This window comes from Niveispirillum cyanobacteriorum, assembly GCF_002868735.1.
Classification (GTDB): Bacteria; Pseudomonadota; Alphaproteobacteria; order Azospirillales; family Azospirillaceae; genus Niveispirillum; species Niveispirillum cyanobacteriorum.
In genome coordinates this window covers 169,382-192,513 of the sequence record NZ_CP025612.1, presented here as the reverse complement: position 1 = coordinate 192,513, position 23,132 = coordinate 169,382, and the positions used below count along the sequence as shown (strand labels likewise).

Here is a 23,132-nt window from a genome sequence, read left to right as displayed (position 1 = left end):
AAACCATCAGATATTTAGGGATGCTGGTCATGGACAAGGGTTCGCCGAAGGCCATCCTGTTGAAGGATTACGCCGCACCGGCCTGGTGGATCGAAACTGTCGATCTGTCGTTCGATCTGCGCGACGGGGGTACGCTCGTCACCTCGCGTTTGGGCGTCCGCCGCAACCTGGATGTGGTCCGTGCCCCCCTGGTCCTGGATGGGCAGGAACTGGAACTGGTATCAGTCACGGTGGGCGACCGACCGCTGGGCCCCGATGATTATGCCATCACGCCCGACCACCTCACGATCCCGGATCTGCCCGGCGATCAGGTGGCGATTGAGATTGTCACCCGCATCCACCCGGAAAAGAACACGGCCCTGGAAGGCCTCTATAAGTCATCCGGCAATTACTGCACCCAGTGCGAGGCCGAGGGCTTTCGCAAGATCACCTATTTCCAGGACCGGCCCGACGTGATGGCCAAATACCGGGTGCGGGTGGAGGGGGACCGCGCCGCCTACCCCGTCCTGCTGTCCAATGGCAATCTGGTGGATCAGGGTGATGCCGGCGATGGCCGCCATTGGGCGCTGTGGGAAGATCCCTGGCCGAAGCCCTGCTACCTGTTCGCGCTGGTGGCCGGCAATCTGGTCCATATCGAGGACCGGTTCCGCACCCGCTCGGGCCGCGATGTCACCCTGCGCATCTATGTGGAGCCGGGGAACGAGGATAAGTGCGCCCACGCCATGGAAAGCCTGATCAAATCCATGAAGTGGGATGAGGATGTCTATGGTCTGGAATATGACCTGGACATTTTCAACATCGTCGCCGTGGGCGATTTCAATATGGGGGCGATGGAGAACAAGTCGCTCAACGTCTTCAACACCAAATACATTCTGGCCCGCCCCGACACCGCCACCGATACCGATTTCCTGGGCATCGAAGCGGTCGTGGCGCATGAATATTTCCATAACTGGACTGGCAACCGCGTCACCTGCCGCGACTGGTTCCAGCTGTCCCTGAAGGAAGGCCTGACCGTCTTCCGCGATCAGCAGTTCAGCGCAGACATGAACTCCGCGCCTGTGAAGCGCATTCAGGACGTGACGCGCCTGCGTCAGGTGCAGTTTGCGGAAGATGCCGGCCCCACGGCCCACCCCGTGCGCCCCGACAGCTATATCGAGATCAACAATTTCTACACGCCCACCGTCTATGAAAAGGGGGCGGAGGTTCTGCGCATGTACCACACGCTGCTGGGTGCGGCGGGGTATCGACGCGGTATCGATCTGTACTTCGCCCGCCATGACGGGCAGGCCGTAACCACCGATGATTTCCTGGCCGCCATGCGCGATGCCAATCCGGATGCGGGCGTGGATTGGGAACAGTTCCGCCGCTGGTATGCGCAGGCCGGCACGCCGGGCGTCAGTGGTGAGGGCAGCTACGACCCCGCCACCCACACCTATCGCCTGACCCTGCGCCAATTCCTGGCCCCCACGCCGGGACAGCCGGTGAAGCTACCCATGCTGATCCCTGTGTCCCTGGGTCTGGTCGGCCCCGACGGCAAGGATCAGGCCCTGACACTGGCCGGTGAAGACAGTGCCACCGCCGGCACCCGCGTCCTGGCCCTGAACGCAGCGGAACAGAGTTTCACCTTCACCGAGGTGCCGGCGCCCCCCGTGCCGTCGCTGTTCCGGGGCTTCTCCGCCCCCATCAAACTGTCCTTTGATTATTCCGACGCCGACCTGACCTTCCTGATGGCGAACGACAGCGATCCCTTCAACCGCTGGGAAGCGGGGCAGACGCTGGCCTCGCGCCTGCTGCTGGGTCTGGTGGCCGACCGGGCGGCGGGGCGTGACATGGCCGTGCCTAAGGGTTTCATCGATGCCATGGGCGCCACGCTTTCGCGCGCATCCGAAGACCCGGCTTTCGCTTCCCTGGCCCTGACGCTGCCGTCGGAAAATTATCTGGGGCAGTTGATGGAGGTGATTGATGTGGACGGTATCCATGCTGCCCGCAATCTGGTCCGCGCCGCCATCGGCCGCACGCATCGCGACGCCCTGCTGGCCGCCTACCGCGCCAATGCCGAACAGGGCGAATTCAGCGTTAGCCCCGACGCCATCGGTCGCCGCGCGTTGAAGAATGCCGCGCTGGCCTATCTGCTGGCCGCCGACGATGCCGACGGCAAAGCGCTGGCCCTGGCGCAGTACCGCACCGCCACGGGCATGACCGATGTGATCACGGCGCTCGCCCTGATCGCCGACAGCGATATGCCGGAACGGGCGGACGCCCTGGCCACCTTCGCCGCCAAGTGGAAGGATGAGGCATTGGTGATGGACAAGTGGTTCATGATCCAGGCCACCTCCTCCCGCCCCGACACGCTGGCCAATGTCACGGCCCTGCTGTCCCATCCCGGCTTCAACATCCGCAACCCGAATAAGGTCTATTCCCTGGTCGGTGGTTTCACCGGTAACGCCGTGGCCTTCCACGCCGCCGATGGCTCCGGCTACGAATTCCTGGCCGACCGGGTGATTGAGCTGAACAAGCTGAACCCGCAGGTGGCCAGCCGCATGGCCAAATCCTTCGCCCGCTGGCGCAAGTATGATGGGGAACGGCAGGCGGCAGCCAAGGTGGCGCTGGAACGCGTGGCCCACACGCCCGACCTGTCCCGCGATGTCTATGAGATCATCGCGCGCAGCCTGGAGGGTTGACGATTGACACCGGCGCCCCAGCCTTAGACGGGTGGGGTTGCCGGTGCCCCAGACCGGAATGGCGATGAGGCCGCCTTGAATTTTCTGCGTAAGATCCTGGCCCCCAAGGCAACACCCGTGAAGAAGCGGGTGCGTCCGGCCCTCCCCCCGCCGCGTCTGATGGCGGTGGACGGTGTGCCGGTGCCGGTGGAGGTGCGGGTATCGGCGCGCGCCCGGCGCCTGTCCATGCGGGTGGACGCCGCGCGCAACATCGTGCGTATCTCCACCCCGCCACGCGTGCCGGACAAGGACCTGCATTTGTTCGTGGGACGTCACCGCGACTGGCTGCAACAGCGCCTGTCCGCGGTGCCGGACAAGGTGACCTTCGTGCCCGGTGCCATTGTGCCTATCCTGGGCATCAACCATACGATCTGCCATACCCCCACGGGCCGTCGCACACCGCAGATCGCAACCCTGCCCGATGGCACACGTGAACTGCGTGTGGGCGGCGAGCTGGAATTCGTGCCCCGCCGCGTGGCCGATTTCCTGAAGGCGGAGGCCCGCCGCCTGCTGACGGCAAGGTCGCAGGAGAAGGCCGCCCGCCTGGGTGCCCGCATAGCCGGCATCAGTGTGCGCGACACACGATCCCGCTGGGGAAGCTGCTCGCCTGACGGGCGGCTATCCTATTGCTGGCGGCTGGTCATGGCACCGGACCCGGTGTTCGACTATGTCGTGGCGCACGAGGTGGCGCACTTGCGCGAAATGAACCATTCCGCACGCTTCTGGGCGATCTGCGCCAGCTTGACGGATGGCGTGGCCGAACATCGTGACTGGTTGCGCGCCAACGGCGCCCGGCTGCACCGCTATGGCGCCTAGGTCCATCGGCAGCGCATTGATCGGGCTGGCCGCCTTGCTGGCCCTGTCGCTGCTGCTGGGCCTGCCCGCCATACCGGGCGACATGCTGACGCCCGACCATCGCGGCCCCGTTCTGGAACTGTCGGTTTTGTTCGCTGCCGCCCTGTTGCTGCCCCGCCGGCCCGGCAAGGTTGCGATCTGGACCCTTTCCATCTTCTGCTGGCTGATCCTGCTGCTACGGCTGGCCGATCTGGTCAGCATCCTGACGGCAGGCCGGCTGTTTGAACCAGCCTTCGATCCGGCCCTGGTGCCGGCCTTGTGGGATGTGCTGGCGCGGGGCCCGGGCGGGTTGCTTGTGGGGGCCGCCTTGCTGGCGGCCCTGACCGGTCTGCTGTGCCTGTGCCGCTGGCTGATGGGTCTGATGCTGCGCGCATCCCCGCCGGCCCTGCCAACACTTGTCATCCTCGCCCTGCTGACCCTGCTGACCATGCAGCCGCTGACCCACGGCCCCATCGGCGTCCTGTGGGATCAGGGGAAGCGATGGCAGGCGGCGGCGCAGTTGGAGGCCGGGATGGCCGAGGCGCTGTCCCACGACCCGGCCGCCAGCCTGCCCGATGATCAGATTTTCGCCGCCCTGCGTGGGCGGCCCCTCATCCTGGCCTGGGTCGAATCCTATGGCCAGTCTGCCCTGACCGATCCACGTCAGGCGGGTCCGGTGGGTGACCGTCTGCGCGCCATGCAGCGGTCCCTGACGGAGGCCGGTTTTCATATCCGCTCCGGTCTGGTGGAAAGCCCGGTGATCGGCGGACGCTCTTGGCTGGCCCATGGCACGCTGCGCGCCGGCATCCGCCAGGATCAACCCCTGGCCCAACGCATGGTCTTGGCCGCCGGGCGTTGCGGTCTGGTCTGTGCCCTGCACCGGGCCGGCTGGCGGACCCAGGCGGCCATGCCGGGCCTGACCTTGCCCTGGCTGGAGGGGCCGGCTTGGGGGTTCGACAAGGTCCTGAACCGCCCCACCTTCGCCTATGCCGGCCCGTCCTATGGCTGGTCGCCGATGCCGGATCAGGCCATGCTGGCCAGCCTTTCGCCGGATTGGTCCGGCCCCCGCCCGCTCTATCTGGAAATCGTCCTGACCAGCAGCCACGCCCCCTGGAGCCCGCTTCCCGCCTGGAAGCCCTACAGCCAGGGCCTGATCGACGGGTCGGCCTATGCCGAAGACGACCTGACCACCGACTATACCGACATGGCCGCCGCTTATGGCCGCTCGCTGGATTACAGCCTGCGGGCCCTGGGCGACTGGGTGATGCAGGAGGTGCCGGAAGACGCCCTGATCATCATCCTGGGTGATCATCCCGCCTTGGATTGGATTTCCAGTGGTCAGGGCGACCGCGTGCCAATCCATATCCTGTCCCGCGATGCCAGCCTGCTGGACCGTCTGGCAGGATTGGACCTGACCCAAGGCATGCTGCCCGCCGCCACGGCCAAACCTCTGCCCATGTGGGAGGTTTTCCCCGAACTGCTGGCCCGCTTCGGCCCCGTGCCCTTGCAAAGCCCGCCGATCCATGCCGACATGCATGAAAAGGCGGGGGAGGCAGGGCCATGATCGACAAGCTGGAATTGTTCCTGGCGCTGGCCCGCGCCCGCCATTTCGGGCGCGCAGCGGAAGAGGCAGGCGTCTCACAGCCCACGCTTTCCGCCGGCGTGAAACATCTGGAGGACATGCTGGGCGTGCCGCTGGTGGTGCGCGGATCGCGGTTTCAGGGTTTCACGGCAGAGGGGGAACGGCTGCTGGAATGGTCCCGCCGGCTGGTCGGCGACTGGCGGTCCATGCGGCAGGATATTGAGGCGCTGCGCAAGACGGTCTGCGGCCATTTCCGGCTGGCCGCCGTGCCCACGGCCCTGGCCATGGTGCCGAAACTGACCATCGCGGTCATTGACAAGCATCCGGGCGTGGATTTCCTGATCCTGGCGTCGAACTCCCAGAAGATCATCGAACAGGTGGAAAACCTGGCCATCGATGCCGGCCTGACCTATCTGGACAATGAACCGGTCGGCAATCTGATCCAGATCCCCTTGTACCGGGAGCGGTATCACCTGATCACCGGTCCCGACAGCAGGTTCTCAGGCCGCACGGAGGTACGCTGGGCGGAGCTGCAGGGGGTGCCGCTCTGCCTGTTGTCACCCGACATGCAGAACCGCCGCATCATCGACCGCGCCCTGCATCAGGTGGGGGTGAGGGCGGAGGTAGCGGTGGAAAGCAATTCTATGACCGCTCTGGCCGCCCATGTCCGCACCGGTCGCTGGACCAGCATCATGCCGACGGTGCTGATGGAAGCATTGGGCCTGCCGGCGGAACTGGCTGCCATTCCCCTGATCGATCCCGTGATCGAACATACGATCGGGCTGGTGATGATGGACCGCGAACCCCATTCCCCCATGGCCGCCGCCATGATTGCGGCGGCCCGTAAACTATCACAGATGCAGGGACTGTGACCCTCAGCCCAGGATTTCGCCCAGCGCCGTCAACAGCTTGTCCGTCTCCGCATCGGTGCCGATGCTGATGCGCAGGAAGTCGCTGATCCGCGGCTTGTTGAAATGCCGGACCAGGATGGCCTTGGCCCTCAATGCAGCCGCCAGTTCCCCACCCGGATGCCCCGGATGGCGGGCAAAGACAAAGTTCGCCGCCGAAGGCAACACCTCAAACCCCAGCCCCTGCAGGGCAACGGTCAACCGTTCGCGCGTGGCGATGATCATGTCGCGGTGACGCTCAAACCATTCCTTATCCTGCCAGGCGGCAACCGCACCGGCCTGCGCCAGCCGATCCAGCGGGTAGGAATTGAAACTGTCCTTCACCCGCTCCAGCGCGTCGATCAGATGTCGTTGACCCACGGCAAAGCCAACGCGCAAACCGGCCAGCCCGCGCGACTTGGACAGCGTATGGACCACCAGCAGGTTGGGATATTTCTTGACCAGCGGGATCGCCGTCTCAGCCCCGAAATCGACGTAAGCCTCGTCGATCACCACCACCTGATCGGGATGCTCGGCGACCAGCGCCTCGATCCAGTCCAGCGGCTTGGCAATGCCCGTGGGCGCATTGGGGTTGGCAATGATGATCGCGCCGCAGGGCTGCCGGTAATCCTCCAGCCGGATCTCGAACCCTTCATCCAGCGGCACCAGCACCGACTTGATGCCATAGAGCCGGCAGTAGGTCGGGTAAAAGCTATAGGTGATGTCCGGGTAGAGCAGCGGCAACTCATGGTTCAGCAGCCCCTGGAACACATGGGCCAGCACCTCGTCAGAGCCATTGCCAACGAACACCTCGCCCGCATCCAGCCAATAGGTCGCCGCCACCGCCTTGCGCAGATGGATGCCCGTGGGTTCTGGGTACAGGCGCAGCGCATCGCCATTGGCCGCCGCAATGGCGGCGGTGGCGTGGGGGGACGGGCCGTAAGGGCTTTCGTTGGTATTCAGCTTCACCAGCCCCGAAATCTGGGGCTGTTCCCCCGCCACATAGGGGCTGAGGGTGTGGACGATGGGACTCCAGAAACGGCTCATTCCAGTAACCTGGCTCTCATTTCGGATAAGGTTTACGCACAGAAGGATATGGGCTTCGAAAGCTCGCCGCCCATGGCGAAATGCCAGCCCTACCATGCGTTTGGACGGTGTCGGGCCTGATCAACATATTGCGCGTGCGAACGGTTTGATCAGGATGTGCAATCGCTCAACAAAACAATCCCATTGATCATCGGGGCATTTGGGCAAAACCTGCATGCGTGATTGCCCGCTGGAGTTCCCAATGACCCCCCCTTTGCCTTGGGACGCGCGCCACGCCGCCGATATCATTCATCGGCATCTGCATCTGGAGGGCCCGACCCTTCCGATCCTGCATGCGCTGCAGGAGGCGTTTGGCCATATACCCGACGATGCCGTGCCGATGCTGGCCGACGCGTTGAACCTGTCGCGCGCTGAAATCCATGGTGTCGTCACCTTCTACCATGATTTCCGGCACGAGCCGGCAGGCCGCCATATCATCAAGGTCTGCCGCGCGGAGGCGTGTCAGTCGCTAGGGTCGGAGAAGACAGCTACGGCGCTGCTGGAACGGCTGGGCATCGGCTGGGGCGAAACCACGGCGGATGGGACGGTGACGGTGGAGGCCGTTTACTGTCTGGGCCTGTGTGCCTGCGCGCCAGCCGCCCTGATCGATGGCGACCCGGTAGGCCGCCTGGATGGCGCAAAGCTGTCGGCAGCAGTGGAGGGGGTGCGCTGGTCATGACCCGAATCTTCGTTCCCCAGGATGTGGCAGCCCTGGCCGTGGGTGCCGAAAAGGTGGCGAAAGCTATCGCCGCGCAGGCCGGCGACACCGTCACCATCATCCGCACCGGTTCGCGCGGCCTGTTCTGGCTGGAACCGCTGGTGGAGGTGGAAACCCCCGCCGGTCGCATCGCCTATGGCCCCGTCACCCCTACGGATGTGCCGGGCCTGTTCGCGGCCGGGTTCCTGACGGGGGCCGCGCATCCACTGTGCCTGGGGCCGACGGAACAAATCCCCTGGCTGGCCCGTCAGAACCGCCTGACCTTTGCCCGTTGCGGTATCATTGATCCGCTGTCGGTGGAGGATTACCGCGCGCATGGCGGTTTCAAGGGCCTTTCGCGCGCGCTGGAGCTGGGCCCATCCAACACGGTGGAAGAGGTGGTGCGGTCAGGCCTGCGCGGGCGCGGCGGGGCCGGTTTCCCCACCGGCATCAAATGGCGCACGGTTGCGGCATCCCCCGCCGACCGCCGCTACATCGTCTGTAACGCGGATGAGGGCGACAGCGGCACCTTCGCCGACCGCATGATGATGGAGGGCGATCCCCTGGCCCTGATTGAGGGCATGGTGATCGCCGGCTTCGCGGTCGGGGCCACCAAGGGCTATGTCTATTCGCGGTCTGAATATCCCCACGCCAACCGCACCTTCACCCGCGCCCTGGATGTGGCACGTCAGGCCGGGCTGCTGGGTCCATCGGTGCTGGGCAGCAATGTCGGTTTCGACATCGAACTGCGGGTCGGTGCCGGCGCCTATGTCTGCGGCGAAGAAACCGCCCTTCTGGAAAGCCTTGAGGGAAAACGCGGGGTGGTCCGGGCCAAGCCGCCCTTGCCCGCTATCAAGGGCCTGTTCGGCCGGCCCACGGTCGTGAATAATCTTCTATCCCTGGCCACCGTGCCCAGCATCCTGGCCAACGGCGCGCAGACCTATGCCGATTACGGCATGGGGCGGTCGCGCGGCACAATGCCGATCCAGATCGCCGGTAACGTGAAATTCGGCGGCCTGTTCGAAACCGCCTTTGGCATCACGCTGGGCGAACTGATCATCGATATCGGCGGCGGCACTCTGACGGGCCGTCCCGTGAAGGCGGTGCAGTGCGGCGGCCCCCTGGGTGCCTATTTCCCGCCCAGCCTGTTCGATACGGCTTACGATTATGAGGCGTTCACGGCACGCGGCGGCCTGATCGGCCATGGCGGCATCGTGGTGTTCGATGACAGTGTCGACCTGTCGGCCCAGGCGCGCTTCGCCATGGAATTCTGCGCCATCGAAAGCTGCGGCAAATGTACCCCCTGCCGCATCGGCTCCACCCGCGGCACGGAAGTGATCGACCGTATCCGCGCCGGGATTGAGGTGGAAGCCAACATCGCCCTGGTGGAAGACCTCTGCCAGACCATGAAATTCGGCTCGCTCTGCGCGCTCGGCGGCTTCACCCCCTACCCTGTGCTGAGCGCCCTTCAGCATTTTCCCGAGGATTTCCGGCGCGGGCACCTGCCCGTGGCGGCGGAATAATGGTGTCACCATGACCCTCATCCATGAAACCGATTTCGGCACGCCGGCGTCAAAGTCGGAAAAGCTGGTGACGCTCACCATCGACGGGCAGCCGGTCACCGTGCCGGAGGGCACCTCCATCATGCGCGCGGCCATGGAGATGGGGACGAAAATCCCCAAGCTCTGCGCCACTGACATGGTTGACGCGTTCGGGTCCTGCCGCCTGTGCCTGGTGGAGATTGAGGGGCGGCCCGGCACACCCGCCTCCTGCACCACGCCCGTGGCCCCCGGCCTGAATGTGAAGACGCAGACGCCGCGCCTGAAGCAACTGCGCAAGGGGGTGATGGAGCTTTATATCTCGGACCACCCACTGGACTGCCTGACCTGTGCTGCGAACGGTGACTGTGAGCTGCAGGACATGGCCGGGGCTGTTGGGCTGCGGGAGGTGCGTTATGGCATGGACGGGGCCAACCATTTCAAGGCTGACAGCCCGCTGGCCCTGCCCAAGGATGAAAGCAACCCCTATTTCACCTACGACCCCGCCAAATGCATCGTCTGCTCCCGCTGCGTGCGGGCGTGCGAGGAGGTGCAGGGCACCTTCGCCCTGACCATCGAGGGTCGTGGTTTCGACAGCCGGGTGTCGCCCGGCCAGCACGACGCCTTTCTGGACAGCGACTGCGTGTCCTGCGGGGCCTGCGTCCAGGCCTGCCCCACCGCTACGTTGCAGGAAAAATCGGTCATCGAGATCGGGCAGCCGGAGCATTCCGTCGTCACCACCTGCGCCTATTGCGGCGTGGGCTGCGCCTTCAAGGCGGAAATGCGCGGGGACGAGCTGGTGCGCATGGTCCCATACAAGGATGGGAGGGCCAACCGGGGCCATTCCTGCGTAAAGGGGCGTTTTGCATGGGGCTATGCCACGCATAAGGAACGTATCCTGTCGCCGATGATCCGTGACAGCATCGACCAGCCCTGGCGGGAGGTCGGCTGGGAAGAGGCGATCGGGTTTACGGCCAACAAGCTGAAATCCATCCAGACTAAATATGGCAAGGATAGTATCGGCGGCATCACCTCGTCCCGCTGCACCAATGAAGAAACCTTCCTGGTGCAGAAGCTGATCCGCGCCGGGTTCGGCACCAACAATGTCGATACCTGCGCACGCGTCTGCCACTCTCCCACCGGCTATGGCCTGAAAACCACCTTCGGCACGTCTGCCGGCACGCAGGATTTCGACAGCGTCGAACAAACCGATATCGTCATCGTCATCGGTGCCAACCCCACCGATGGCCACCCCGTCTTCGCGTCGCGCCTGAAAAAGCGGCTGCGCCAGGGGGCCAAACTGATCGTCATCGATCCGCGCCGCATCGATCTGGTGAAGTCCGCCCATATCAAGGCAGAGGTTCACCTGCCCCTGCTGCCCGGCACCAATGTCGCCATCGTCACGTCGCTGGCCCATGTCATCGTCACCGAAGGGCTGGTGGATGAGACGTTTGTGCGCGAGCGCTGCGACTGGGCGGAGTTCCAGGAATGGGCGGCGTTTGTGTCCGAACCGCGCAACAGCCCGGAAGTGGTGGGGCCGATGGCCGGCGTGGAGCCGGGCGCCATCCGCCACGCCGCCCGCCTGTTCGCCACCGGCGGCAACGGGGCGATCTATTACGGGCTGGGTGTGACGGAGCATTCACAGGGCACGACCACCGTGATGGCCATCGCCAACCTCGCCATGGCCACCGGTAATATCGGGCGGCCCGGCGTGGGCGTTAACCCGCTGCGCGGGCAGAACAATGTCCAGGGCTCCTGCGACATGGGTTCCTTCCCGCATGAATTCTCCGGTTATCGCCACGTCTCCGACGATGCCACCCGGCAGATGTTTGAGGAATTGTGGGGCGTGCCCCTGTCGGGCGAACCCGGCCTGCGTATCCCCAACATGCTGGATGCCGCCGTCGATGGCACGTTCAAGGGCCTGTATGTGCAGGGGGAGGACATCCTTCAATCCGACCCCAACACCCACCATGTCGCCGCCGGTCTGGCCGCCATGGAATGCGTCATCGTGCAGGACCTGTTCCTTAACGAGACGGCTAACTACGCCCATGTCTTCCTGCCCGGCTGCACGTTTTTGGAAAAGGACGGCACCTTCACCAACGCCGAACGCCGTATCCAGCGGGTACGCCGCGTGATGGCGCCCAAGAATGGCTATGCCGATTGGGAGGTGACCCTGCTGCTGGCCCGCGCCATGGGCTTTGAGATGGATTACGCCCATCCCAGCCAGATCATGGACGAAATCGCCAAGGTCACGCCGAGCTTCAAGGGTGTGTCCTATCAGCGGCTGGAGGAGATGGGCTCCATCCAATGGCCCTGCAACGACAAGGCTCCCCTTGGCACACCGGTGATGCATATCGACGGGTTCGTGCGCGGTAAGGGCAAGTTCGTGATCACCGAGTACATCCCGACGGAGGAACGCACCGGTGCCCGCTTCCCGCTGCTGCTGACCACGGGCCGTATCCTGTCGCAGTACAATGTCGGTGCGCAGACCCGCCGCACCGCCAATGTCGTCTGGCATGAGGAGGACCGGCTGGAGATCCACCCGCACGATGCGGAAAACCGGGGCATCCGCGATGGCGACTGGGTGAAGCTGCAAAGTCGGGCTGGGGAGACAAGCCTGCGCGCCCTGATCACCGATCGGGTGGCCCCCGGCGTGGTCTACACCACCTTCCACCACCCCGACACGCAGGCGAACGTTATCACCACCGACTATTCCGACTGGGCCACCAACTGCCCGGAATACAAGGTGACCGCCGTCCAGGTCAGCCATTCCAATGGCCCAACCCAGTGGCAGCAGGAATATGAGGCGCAGGCCCAGCGTTCCCGCCGGATTGAGGGCCACGCGGTTGAGGCTGCCGAATGAGCCAGCCCGCGAAACCCCTTCAGCGGCTAGCTTGGCATGACGGCACCATGCGGGATGGCACCCGCATGGTGGCAGAAGAGGTGCCCGTCGCCATCGTGCATGACGGCGCCACCTACGCGGTGATGATGGCCAGCCCCGCCGATCTGGAGGATTTCGCCATCGGATTCAGCCTGACCGAGGGCATCATCGAAACCCCGGATGAGGTGGACGACCTTGAACTGGTCGAAACCGACCTGGGCTGGGTGGTGCGCCTCTGGCTCTCCAAACGTCCCCGCGCCGCCCTGACCGCCCGCCGCCGCCATCTGACCGGCCCGGCCGGCTGCGGCCTGTGCGGGGTGGAAAGCCTGGGGGAGGCAGTGAAGCCGGCGCGTCCCGTGGGCGCTGGCCGCCCTTTGACACCGCTTGCACTGGCAACCGCGTTCGATGCGATGTCGCAACAGCAGGCATTGGGCCACCTGACCCGTGCCGCCCACGCCGCTGCCTTCCTGGCCCCCGATGGCAGCGTCACCGTGCGGGAGGATGTGGGCCGCCACAATGCCCTGGACAAGCTGATCGGCGCCCTGGCCGGCACCGGGATCGACGCCAAACAGGGCGCCATCCTGATGACCAGCCGCGTGTCAGTGGAACTGGTCCAGAAGGCGGCGATGGCCGGTGTCCCCATCCTGGCCGCCGTCTCCGCCCCCTCCACCCTGGCCGTGAAACTGGCCGATGATGCCGGTATGACCCTGGTGGCTGTGGCCCGCGCCGACGGGTTTGAGATTTTCAGCCATCCTCACCGCATTCAACCTGAGCAGGAGCAGACCCGTGTCGCCTGACAAGCTGGTCATGATGGCCAACCAGATCGGCGCCTTCTTCGCCAGCCAGGGGCCAGGCGGCGTCAAGGGCGTAGCCGACCACATCAAAAGCTTCTGGGATCCGCGCATGCGGGCCGGAATTCTGGATCATCTCAATAAGGGCGGCGAGGGCTTGAGCCCCATCGTCGTCCAGGCGTTGGAAAACCTGAAACCCAAGCCATAGGAGGTCTTTCCAACCACCCTGTTGCAACAGCGTCTGAACGGAAACGCTCCGCGTCTCCGAACAGGTTTGTTTGTCTTAAAACAACAGACCGGAGCCCCGAAGCCCCGGCATTCGCGTCCACCCACACTCCGCCTTACAGGGGCGAACGAACAGGAGGAAACAAGGGTATGGTAGCGGCAGATCAAACACAGGGTCAGGGCTTTGGACAGCCCGGCCTTCTGGACCGAGAGCGCATCATCGCGGATGCGGGCTTCAACCGCTGGCTGGTTCCGCCGGCGGCTTTGGCCATCCATCTCTGTATCGGCATGGCCTATGGTTTCAGCGTGTTCTGGCTGCCGCTCAGCCAGTCGATCGGCATTACCGCACCGGTGGCTTGCCCCGCCGATGCCGGGCTGATGAATGCCCTGTTCACCACGTCGTGCGACTGGAAGGTCGCCGATCTGGGCTGGATGTACACCCTGTTCTTCGTCCTGCTGGGGTCCAGTGCCGCCATCTGGGGTGGCTGGCTGGAACGGGAAGGTCCGCGCAAGGCCGGCTTTGTGGCGGCTTGCTGCTGGTGCGGCGGCCTGCTGATCTCGGCGGTCGGGGTCTATACGCACCAATTATGGCTGATGTGGCTGGGTTCCGGCGTGATCGGTGGTATCGGCCTGGGCCTGGGCTATATCTCGCCCGTCTCCACCCTGGTGAAATGGTTCCCCGACCGGCGCGGCATGGCGACCGGCATGGCCATCATGGGCTTTGGTGGTGGGGCCATGATCGGCTCGCCGCTGGCGAACATGCTGATGAACGGCTTCAAGACGGAAACATCGGTGGGGGTCTGGGAAACCTTCGTGGTCCTGGCCGTGATCTATTTCCTGTTCATGATGGCCGGTGCCTTCGGCTACCGCATCCCGCCGCAGGGTTGGGCCCCCGCCGGCTGGACCCCGCCTGCCGCCAGCGCCAAACCGATGATCGCGCAGGGCAATGTCCATGTGAAGGACGCGCACAAGACCAAACAGTTCTGGCTGATCTGGGCCGTCCTCTGCCTCAACGTCTCCGCCGGCATCGGTGTGCTGGGCATGGCGTCGCCCATGTTGCAGGAAATTTTCGGCGGTGCCCTGTTCGGGCAGCCTGAACTGGGCTTCTCCGATCTAAACCCCGACCAGAAGAAGATGATCGCGGGTGTGGCCGCCGGCTTCACGGGCCTTCTGTCCCTGTTCAACATTGTGGGCCGGTTCTTCTGGGCCTCGCTGTCGGACAAGATGGGCCGGAAGATGACCTACTTCACCTTCTTCGCGCTCGGCATCGTGCTTTACGCCTCGGCCCCGTCGCTGGCCCATATGGGGTCTAAGATCGGGTTCGTGGTGGCCTTCGGCATCATTCTGTCCATGTATGGCGGCGGCTTTGCGACCGTTCCGGCCTATCTGGCCGACATGTTCGGGACGAAGTTCGTGGGCGCCATCCATGGCCGTCTGCTGACCGCCTGGTCCACCGCCGGCATCCTGGGCCCCGTCGTCGTAAACTATATCCGCGAGGCACAGATCGCGGCGGGCGTGCCGCGCGCACAGGTCTATGACTACACCATGTATATCCTGGCCGGTTTCCTGGTCCTGGGCTTCATCGCCAATGCCCTGATCAAGCCCGTGGATCGCAAATGGTTTATGACGGAGGATGACCAGGCGCAACCAAGCGGTGGCACCATCATCGGCAGCCATAGTGCAAGTGAGGATGTCGGCAGCGGCGGCCTGGATGCCAAGGTGCTGCTGGCCTGGCTGGCCGTGGGCGTCCCCATCGCCTTTGGTGTCTATCAGACATTGCAAAGCGTGGTGAAGCTGTTCGGATAAGCGGATGGCGCGATTATGACCACATCCATTCGGCTGGGACTATTTGCCAGCTTGACCAAAGGCTTCCACGCCGTATGTGATGTGGTCAGCGCCACTTTTCCGGCGTCAAAGCCCCCGAGGGAGTATCACGATGAAGTCCCTGTTTGCCGCTTTTGCCCTGACGGGCGTCGCCATGCTGTCCACCGGCACCGCCATGGCGCAGGACGCCGCCAAGGGCGAGGCCGTGTTCAAGAAGTGCATGGCCTGCCACCGCGTCGGTCCCGATGCCAAGAATCTGGTTGGCCCCATCCTGAATGGCGTCGTCGGTCGTACCGCCGGCAAGGTGGAGGGGTACAAGTACTCCGACATCAACCACAATGCTGGTGAGGCCGGACTGGCCTGGACCGAAGACAATATCGTGAAGTATCTGGCCGACCCGCAGGGCTTCCTGAAGGGCTATCTGACGGAAAAGGGCAAGGCCGATAAGGCCGTGGGCGCCACCAAGATGGCCTTCAAACTGCCGAACGAGCAGGAGCGCAAGGACGTCGTCGCTTTCCTGAAGACCAAGTAATGGTGATGACCACCGGATCGGGCTTGGTCCCGATCCGGTGGCCCATTGACGGGTGCCACGGCGCACCGTAAGCCTTGTGGCATCATGACAGATGCCAACACCCCCCTGATCGAAACCCTGTTCGCAACCCGCCTCTACCGCGCCGAACTGGACGGGATAGAGGCCTTGAACGACGAACTGGCCGCCTGTTGCCGGTCAGCGGCAGAGGATGATGCGGCCGGCCAGAAATGGTCCGCCAAGAACGGCTATACGGGCTATACCTCCTACTCATCCCTGGATGATCTGCCCTGGCGCTTTCCGGCGGTGAAGACGCTGAAATCGCATCTGGACCGCCATGCCAAGGCCTTCGCGAAATTGCAGGAATGGCAGCTGGGTGACAAGAAACTGGAACTGGACAGTCTGTGGATCAATGTCCTGGATCCCGGCGGCTTTCACGGCTCCCACATCCATCCTAACAGCGTGATCAGCGGCACTTATTACGTCGAAATTCCCGACGGTGCCTCCTCCATCCGGTTTGAAGATCCGCGGCTGGCCCTGATGATGGCCGCCCCGCCGCGCAAGCCAAAGGCGGCGCGCGACCTGCTGCCCAGCATCCCGGTGGCACCCAAGGCCGGCACCCTGCTGATGTGGGAAAGCTGGCTGCGGCATGAGGTGGTGCTGAACCAGGCCGAGAGCGAACGGATTTCGATCAGCTTCAACTACGCCTGGCGCTGATCAGCAGGCGCGCGGCCTCGGCCAGGGCCGCCGCCATACCCAACCGGCTGTCCAGTCGCCGCATGCTGGGAAACCACGGACGCACCGTCGTGCCCAGGCCGGTCCAATCGGCCCGCCCCAGACGCCAGACAGGCACGCCCAGCGCACCCGCCAGTTCCCCCACTGCTGTTGGCACGGTGATGACCAGATCAAGCGCCGTGATCACTGCTGCCTGACTTTCCAGATCATCATTCAGGTCTACATCGTCAAAGCGCGTGATGGGCACGCCCGCCCCCTCCACCTCTCCCGGTTCAAGACCACGTTGCAACCCGATCAGGGTCACGCCGGGAATGGCCGCCAGCGGGGCAAAGTCAGACAGGCTGGCATAGGAACGGCGACGTTCCGTCGTCATCATGCTGGACCGCCAGCAGATGCCGATCTTCAATTCCGGCCCCAAGGCCGCCAGCCGGTCACGCCAGATCGCCACCAAATCGGGCCGGGCCCTCAGATAGGGATGGGGAGACACATTGCCCAGATGTGACCAGAGATGGCCCGCCACATCCCCCGCCGCCACCGCAACATCCGCATCGCGCGGATCGGGGCTGGCGGGCCGGACAGTGGCCATGGGAAAGGCACGGGTCAGCAGACCCGTCAGCCGCCGGTCCCCCTCAATAACCAGATGGCCGCAACGGGCGGCCAAGGCCGGGTACAGTGCTGCGAACATCAACTGATCGCCCAGCCCCTGTTCTCCCCAAACCAGCAGCCGGCGGCCCGTAATGTCGGACCCGTCCCAGACCGGCAGTGAGAGATGGCGGCCACGGATGGTCTCCGTCCCCCGGAACCGCATGCCATATCCCTTCCACCCGGCTTCCAGCGCGCCCTCGGTCAAGTCCAGAAGGCCACGGTTATAAAGCGCCGTGGGCAGGCCCGGCATGGCGGCCAATGCTTGGTCATAGTCGCGGCGGGCAGCGGCGGGATCGCCCGCCATTTCCGCCACCCGGCCCAGATTATTCCAGGCCTCGCCATTACCGGGGTCAAGGCGCAGCGCCTCCTGCAACGCCGCCCGCGCCGGAACCAGTTGGCCCCTCTGGCGCAGCACGTCTCCCAGCCCGGCATGCAGATGCGTATCGGCCCCGCCCAGGGTCAGGGCCAGCCGATATTCACCCTCCGCCGCGTCCAGCCGGTCCAGGTCTTTCAGCACCGCCGCCAGATTGCCATGGGCGATCGCGGACCCCTTATCCATGCCGATGGCCCGGCCATGGGCCTTGACCGCATCCTCCAGCCGGCCCAGCGCGCGCAGGGCATTGCCCAGGTTGGTCCAGGTGCCAGGGTCCAGGGGACGCAGGGCAAGCGCCTTACGATAAGCCTCCTCCGCCTCTGCCGGGTGGTCCAGGGTCTGGTACAGATTGCCCAGATTCACCCAGGCCGCCGTGTAATCCGGCGCTGCTGCCACGGCACGCAACATGAACGGCAGGCCATCGGCAGGCCGGCCCGTCTGCTGCAGGGCCAGACCCAGCAGGTGCAGGGCTACCGGCGCTTCCCCGTCCCGCTCGATGACGGCATGGTAGAAGGGCATGGCACCGGCGGGATCACCCGCCTTCTGCCGCTCAATTCCCCGCTCCAGCCACGTGGAAGGATCACCATCCGGGCCATCGCCGGGCAATGCCAATCCGTCGAAGTTCAGACCTTCCGTGGATTGGAGGCCGCCGACTGGCGGCCCGGCGCTCGTGCGCTGTAAGCCAAGCGTGCGGATGCACGCGCCTGGCGCTTGAGGGCCGCCTTGATGCTGAGCATCGGTCAGCATCAAGGCGGATTGGCATAGGGCCGTCAGGGCCGTGATGACCGCCGGCACCTGCGATGCCATGAACGCCAGGGGTGCGGATGTGAAAACCCGCATGCTGGCAAACCATGGCCGCACGGCGGTACCCATCCTTGTCCAATCCAGCGGGCCCGACAGGCGCCAGACGGGCACGCCCAAGGCACCCGCCATTTCTCCCACCGCCGTGGCCACCGTGATAACCAGATCCAGCTGTGCCGTCAGGGCCAGGGCCGTTTCCAGATCATCGCGCAGATCGACCCCGTCCCAGCGATGGATATGCACGCCATGGGCTGCCTCCAACGCCGCAATCTCTTCTGCCGCCCCGTCATATTGCAGGGAGACGACCTGAACGCCGCTCATGCGCAGCAGGGGCAGCCAGTCGGACAGCTCCGTATAAGCCGCCTCTCGCGCGGCTGTCCGCAACTGGCTGCGCCAGCACAGGCCGATGCGCAGTCCTGGCGGCAGTGCCGCCAGCCTGTCGCGCCATAACGGGGCCAGGTCGTGGCGCGGCGTCAGAAACGCCTTCCCGTCCCAACCCGCGATATCAGGGGCCAGAAGCAAGGGCAGGCTGCCCGCCGGCACATGGCAATCCACCGGCACCGCCGTTCCTTCGGCCATCACGGTGGCAAACGGAAAGGCCCGCGCCAGGATCGGCACCAGCCGTGGATCGGTCCAGAGGGTGACAGAACCACCCAGCCCGGATAGAAGTCCGTAATGGGCCGCCATCATCACCTGATCGCCCAGCCCCTGTTCCCCCCAGACCAGCAGGCGCCGGCCGGATAGCGGCGTTCCGTCCCAGCGGGGAACGGATGGTGGGCCACCCCAGGCCACTTCCCCGCTGTCAAACCGCACCTCATGCCGGGTCCAGCCGGCCTTCAGGTCTCCCTGCACCAGGGCCAGCAGCGCGTCGTTATACAACGCGCGGGCAAAGCCGGGCCGGATGGACAGGGCGCGGGACAGGGCCGCACGGGCACCCGGCACATCACCCTGGCCCGCCCTCTCCAGCGACAGATTGACCGCTGCCTCGGCATAGGTCGGGTCGATGGACAGAGCCCTTTCCTGTGCCTGTCGCCCCCCTGCTGCATCCCACAGCGCCGTGCGGCACAAGCCCAGTTCCCCCCACGCATCCGGCATGTCCGGGGCCTGGGACAGGGCCTTCTCCTGGCATTCCGCTGCCTCCCGCCACCGTCCCAGATGGCGCAGCGCCACCCCGAGATTGACCAGGGCGCGGGGATAGTCTGGCCGTTGCACAAGCGCCCGGCGGCTGGCTTTCTCCGCATCGCCATAACGGCGCAGTTCGACCAGCGTCGCGCCTAAATTGGACCAGGCCTCTGCATGGTCGGCGCGGCGGGACAGCGTCTGCCGGAACGCCTTCTCCGCGTCTGCGAACCGGCCTAACGCCTTCAAAAGGCTGCCGCGCGTATTGTGGGCATTGGCATAATCCGGGTCCAGGGACAGCGCACGGTCGACCAGGGGCAGCGCCTCCGCCGCACGGCCACCTTGCAGCAACACCTGCGACAGCAGATGCAGGGCATCCACCTCGTCGGGCTGTACCCGCAGGATAGCGCGGTATCCCTGTTCAGCCGCCACCAGATCACCCAGCCGGTGCTGTTCCATCACCGCCTCAAGGGTGGGCGGCGCCACCGGCAGGGTTGGGGCCTCCAGCAACCGGGTCATTTCCCGCACAAGGGCGGGCACGACGTCGCGCACCGGATCTGCAATGAATAGCCGCATCGCGGGGTACCAGGGCCGGACTGCCATACCCAACGTCGACCAGTCGTGCCTGTTCTGAAACCGCCAGACCGGTACACCCAGCGAGGCCGCCATTTCGCCGACCGCCGTCGGCGCGCAGATCACCAGATCAAGCCCGGCCATCAGGGCCGCCGCCCCCTCCAGATCATCTTTCAGGTCGGTATCAGGGCATTGATGGACCATGACGCCACGGGTATCGCGCAATGCCGCGATCTCCGCCACCGCCCCATCATATTGCAGGCTGACCGGCACGATGCCGGGCAGGGTCAGCAGCGGCAGCAGGTCGGCCAGGCACAGATAGGCCTGTTTACGGTCGCCCTCCTGCCGCTGCGACCGCCAGCAGAAACCAACCCGCAAGCCCGGTGGCAGGCTGTCCAGCCAGGATGCCAAATGCTGCGCACGGGTGGGATCCGGCTTCATCCAGCCTGTTGCACGGGGGGGGAAGGCCGATAAGCTCGCACGCAGGATAGATGGCAGGTCGCCCAGCGGACAATGAAAGTCCGCGTCACGCGGATCGGGTGTTTCGGCCCGCGCCACGATCCCCGCAAAGGACCGGGACAAAAGACCCGTCAGGCGGGGATCGGATTCGACGATCACCTGGATGCCAGCCGCCTGCAGGTCGGCGATCAGGCCCGCCCAAAGGATTTCATCCCCCAGCCCCTGTTCGCGCCAGACCAGCAGGCGCTTGCCCGTAATATCCTGGCCCTGCCATTCCGGCATCGCCATCTGCCGCACCGGGCTGGCTTGACCGGCGGCAAAACGGACGCGGTAATCGGCCCATCCGTCCGCCAAATCCCCCCGCGACAGTCGCAGATGCGACCGGTTCCAGCGGGCCAGCGCATCGCGTGGATGCTGCGCCAGCAACCGGTCCAGCAGGACCAGCGCCTCCTCCTCCCGTCCCTGCATCTCCCGCATGCGGGACAGGTCGGTGATGGCGGGCGGGTAGCCAGGCACCAGGGCCAGCGCCTTATCCAATGCGGCCTCCGCCCCGTCGGGATCACCGCAGCGGAACAGGGCATAGGCAAGACCCGTCCAGGCCTCCACCTGATCGGGCGACAGGTCCAGCGCGGTGCGGAAGGCCGCTGCCGCCTCGGCAAAGCGATAGCCGGCGCGCAGGGCCCCGCCCAGGTTGATCCAGCCGGAAACCAGCGCCGGATCTACCGTCACCGCATCCCGGTGGGCGGCGGCGGCGGCGTCATATTGTGCACGTGCCTGCCAGATCAGGCCCAGCGTGTCGTGAACATGGGGGGAGATGCCGGGACCGGTCAGCAGCGGCGCCAGCTCGGCTTCCGCCGCGTCCAACTCACCCAGGTCCAGCAGGCAGCGCGCAATATTGACGATGGTGACCGCATGACCGGGCCGCAGCGTCAGCGACTGCCGATACCGGTCGCACGCAGCATTCGCCTTTCCCTGCGCCCGCAACGCAGCACCCAGGCGGGCCAGCAGCAGGGCATCGCCGGGCCGCAACCGCGCCGCCCGCTCCAGCAGCGGCACCGCCTCCCCGGCTTTCCCCTGCTCCATCAACGCATGGCCCTGGCGATGCAGATCGTCCGCATCCTCGGCACCCTCCCCACCGCCCGCCGCCGCACTGATCAAGATCGTGGTAAGGTCCCGGGCCATCCCGGACAGCAGCGATGCGAATTCCTGATCAGCAGGCCTGCTATAGCAGCGCATATTGGGATACCAGGGCCTGACATCCGTGCCCAGGCGCGTCCATTCATCCCCGCCACCGATGCGCCAGACCGGCACGCCCAGCGCACCCGACAATTCCGACACCGCCGTCCCCGCGCTGATAACAAGGTCCAACGCGGCGGTCAGTGCGGCCACCCCATCCAGGTCATCTCGCAGATCGATATCCGGGCGGAACAGGTTAATCCCGTCGGGCAGGGCGGCCTTCATTTCCGCCACGGTGGTCGGTTCATCCAGATCATATTGCAGCGGCACCCAACGGATACCCGGCAGTGCGAACAACGGCGCGAAGTCGGTCAGGCTTGGATAAAGCCCCACCCGCTCACCCGATTTCAAACCACTGCGCCAACAGAAGCCGACATTCAGCGCAGGGCCCTGGTCATCCAGTACCCGGCGCCAGCGGTTGGTCGCGGCCCCGTCGGCCAGCAGCCAAGGCCGCCCCGGAAACCGGGACAGTACCGGTCGCGCCATGCGCGGCAGGCTGCCGGCGGCGATCTGCAAATCCGCCAAGGAGGTCGCCCCCGTCGCCGCCACCGACAGGTGCGGAAAGGACCGGGCGAATAGCGGCACCAGCCGCGCGTCGCATTCCACGGTCACCGGACCGTCCAGCCCCTTCAAGTCCGGGAAGATGCTGGAAAACAGGATCTCATCCCCCAGCCCCTGTTCCGGCCAGATAAGCAGATGCTTGCCCGCCAGCATGTCGCCCCGCCAGAACGGGATATCCAGTTCCCGCCGGGGCTGACGCAGGCGGGCGCGGAACCTTTCCTCATAATCGGTCCAGCCCTGTTCCAGCCGCCCATGAACCAGATGGTCCAGCGCCAGATTGAACCGCGCCACCGGCTGATCCCGGTCCAGTTCCAGCGCCCGCTGGAAACAGGGCACCGCCGCGTCGGTCATCCCCTGGCGGCGCAGAAGCGTGCCCAGATTGGCGTGGGCCACCGCCAGATCGGGGTTCAGCGACAGGGCCTTGCGCTGACACTGCTCCGCCTCCTGAAACCGGCCCAGTTCCAGCAGGGCCACCCCCCGGTTGGACCAGGCATCGGCCCGCGTCGGCGCCAGGGCCAGCGCCTGCCGCGCCGCCTTCTCCGCCTCTGCCGGCTGGTTCAGGTCCAGCAATACGGCGGCAAGGTTGGATTGTGCATCAACCAGATCGGGTTTGACGGCCAGTGCCGCGCGAAACGCCCGCTCGGCGGCACGGAACTGCCGCACCGCCATCAGCATGCCGCCCAGATTATTCTGGACCGTGGGCGATCTCGGCGCCGCCTCCGCCGCCGCCTTAACCCGTTGCAGCCCTTCCTCAGCCTCGCCCGACTGCCACAGGGCAAGGCCCAGCAGATGCCCCGCATCAACATTCCCCGGCCATCTTGTCAGGATTTGGCGGTAAAGCGCGATGGCCCCAGCCAGATCACCTTGTTGATGACGCGCGATAGCCCCATCCAGCAGACGGTCGGGCGAGTCGGTCGGGGGCGGTGGCTTGCGGTCCATTTCCGGTCCGTCTGGGGCGGGGTGCGGCTACCTTAGCCCAAGCACATCGCCGCATCCAACAAGCTTGGGATGAGGTCAAAGCCCCAATCTGCGGAAA

At 65.3% G+C, this 23,132-nt stretch carries 14 protein-coding genes; 12 read left to right on the top strand and 2 right to left on the bottom strand.

The features are described 5' to 3' along the window. Positions 1–29: 29 nt before the first annotated feature. The 4 genes from pepN to C0V82_RS16785 all read left to right on the top strand — a co-directional run bounded on the left by pepN (position 30) and on the right by C0V82_RS16785 (position 6,008). A complete protein-coding gene (gene pepN / locus C0V82_RS16800) occupies positions 30–2,681 on the top strand; it encodes an aminopeptidase N (RefSeq protein WP_102114357.1) in 2,652 nt (883 codons plus the stop codon). A gap of 75 nt (positions 2,682–2,756) precedes the next feature. Further along, positions 2,757–3,536, top strand: coding sequence for a M48 family metallopeptidase (locus tag C0V82_RS16795; protein WP_245924265.1), 780 nt, complete (start codon positions 2,757–2,759; stop codon positions 3,534–3,536). Continuing rightward, positions 3,526–5,118, top strand: a complete 1,593-nt coding sequence (locus tag C0V82_RS16790) for an alkaline phosphatase family protein (RefSeq protein ID WP_102113626.1) — start codon at positions 3,526–3,528, stop codon at positions 5,116–5,118. Before C0V82_RS16795 ends, C0V82_RS16790 begins: the two co-directional genes overlap by 11 nt. Then, a complete protein-coding gene (locus tag C0V82_RS16785; RefSeq protein ID WP_102113625.1) occupies positions 5,115–6,008 on the top strand; it encodes a LysR family transcriptional regulator in 894 nt (297 codons plus the stop codon). Before C0V82_RS16790 ends, C0V82_RS16785 begins: the two co-directional genes overlap by 4 nt. 3 nt (positions 6,009–6,011) lie before the next feature. Here the strand turns inward: C0V82_RS16785 and hisC are convergent, their stop codons facing one another. Further along, positions 6,012–7,070: a histidinol-phosphate transaminase gene (gene hisC, locus C0V82_RS16780; RefSeq protein ID WP_102113624.1), complete on the bottom strand. Its 1,059-nt coding sequence runs from the start codon at positions 7,068–7,070 to the stop codon at positions 6,012–6,014. 241 nt (positions 7,071–7,311) lie between these two features. Between hisC and C0V82_RS16775 the strand changes: the two genes are divergently transcribed. The 8 genes from C0V82_RS16775 (at position 7,312) to C0V82_RS16740 (ending at position 16,311) form a co-directional block, all read left to right on the top strand. Further along, positions 7,312–7,788, top strand: a complete 477-nt coding sequence (locus C0V82_RS16775; RefSeq protein ID WP_102114355.1) for a formate dehydrogenase subunit gamma — start codon at positions 7,312–7,314, stop codon at positions 7,786–7,788. Continuing rightward, positions 7,785–9,329, top strand: a complete 1,545-nt coding sequence (locus C0V82_RS16770) for a formate dehydrogenase beta subunit (RefSeq protein WP_102113623.1) — start codon at positions 7,785–7,787, stop codon at positions 9,327–9,329. The genes C0V82_RS16775 and C0V82_RS16770 overlap by 4 nt, the downstream gene beginning before the upstream one ends. Positions 9,330–9,339: 10 nt before the next feature. Then, positions 9,340–12,207: a formate dehydrogenase subunit alpha gene (gene fdhF / locus C0V82_RS16765; protein WP_102113622.1), complete on the top strand. Its 2,868-nt coding sequence runs from the start codon at positions 9,340–9,342 to the stop codon at positions 12,205–12,207. Next, positions 12,204–13,022, top strand: a complete 819-nt coding sequence (fdhD, locus tag C0V82_RS16760; protein ID WP_102113621.1) for a formate dehydrogenase accessory sulfurtransferase FdhD — start codon at positions 12,204–12,206, stop codon at positions 13,020–13,022. Before fdhF ends, fdhD begins: the two co-directional genes overlap by 4 nt. After that, the gene (locus C0V82_RS16755; RefSeq protein WP_102113620.1) at positions 13,012–13,224 is read left to right on the top strand and encodes a formate dehydrogenase subunit delta; all 213 of its coding nucleotides are present in this window, start codon (positions 13,012–13,014) and stop codon (positions 13,222–13,224) included. Before fdhD ends, C0V82_RS16755 begins: the two co-directional genes overlap by 11 nt. A gap of 167 nt (positions 13,225–13,391) precedes the next feature. Continuing rightward, positions 13,392–15,047 (top strand): OFA family MFS transporter, encoded by a 1,656-nt coding sequence (locus C0V82_RS16750; protein ID WP_102113619.1) that lies wholly within the window; start codon positions 13,392–13,394, stop codon positions 15,045–15,047. A gap of 130 nt (positions 15,048–15,177) precedes the next feature. Next, complete coding sequence (locus C0V82_RS16745) at positions 15,178–15,597, top strand: c-type cytochrome (RefSeq protein WP_102113618.1); 420 nt, start codon at positions 15,178–15,180, stop codon at positions 15,595–15,597. A gap of 84 nt (positions 15,598–15,681) precedes the next feature. Next, on the top strand, positions 15,682–16,311 hold the full coding sequence (locus tag C0V82_RS16740; RefSeq protein ID WP_102113617.1) for a TIGR02466 family protein: 630 nt from the start codon (positions 15,682–15,684) through the stop codon (positions 16,309–16,311). Here C0V82_RS16740 and C0V82_RS16735 read toward each other — a convergent pair. Next, entirely contained in the window at positions 16,292–23,035 is a 6,744-nt protein-coding gene (locus C0V82_RS16735; RefSeq protein WP_102113616.1) for a tetratricopeptide repeat protein, read from the bottom strand. The genes C0V82_RS16740 and C0V82_RS16735 overlap by 20 nt on opposite strands. Positions 23,036–23,132: the final 97 nt, after the last annotated feature.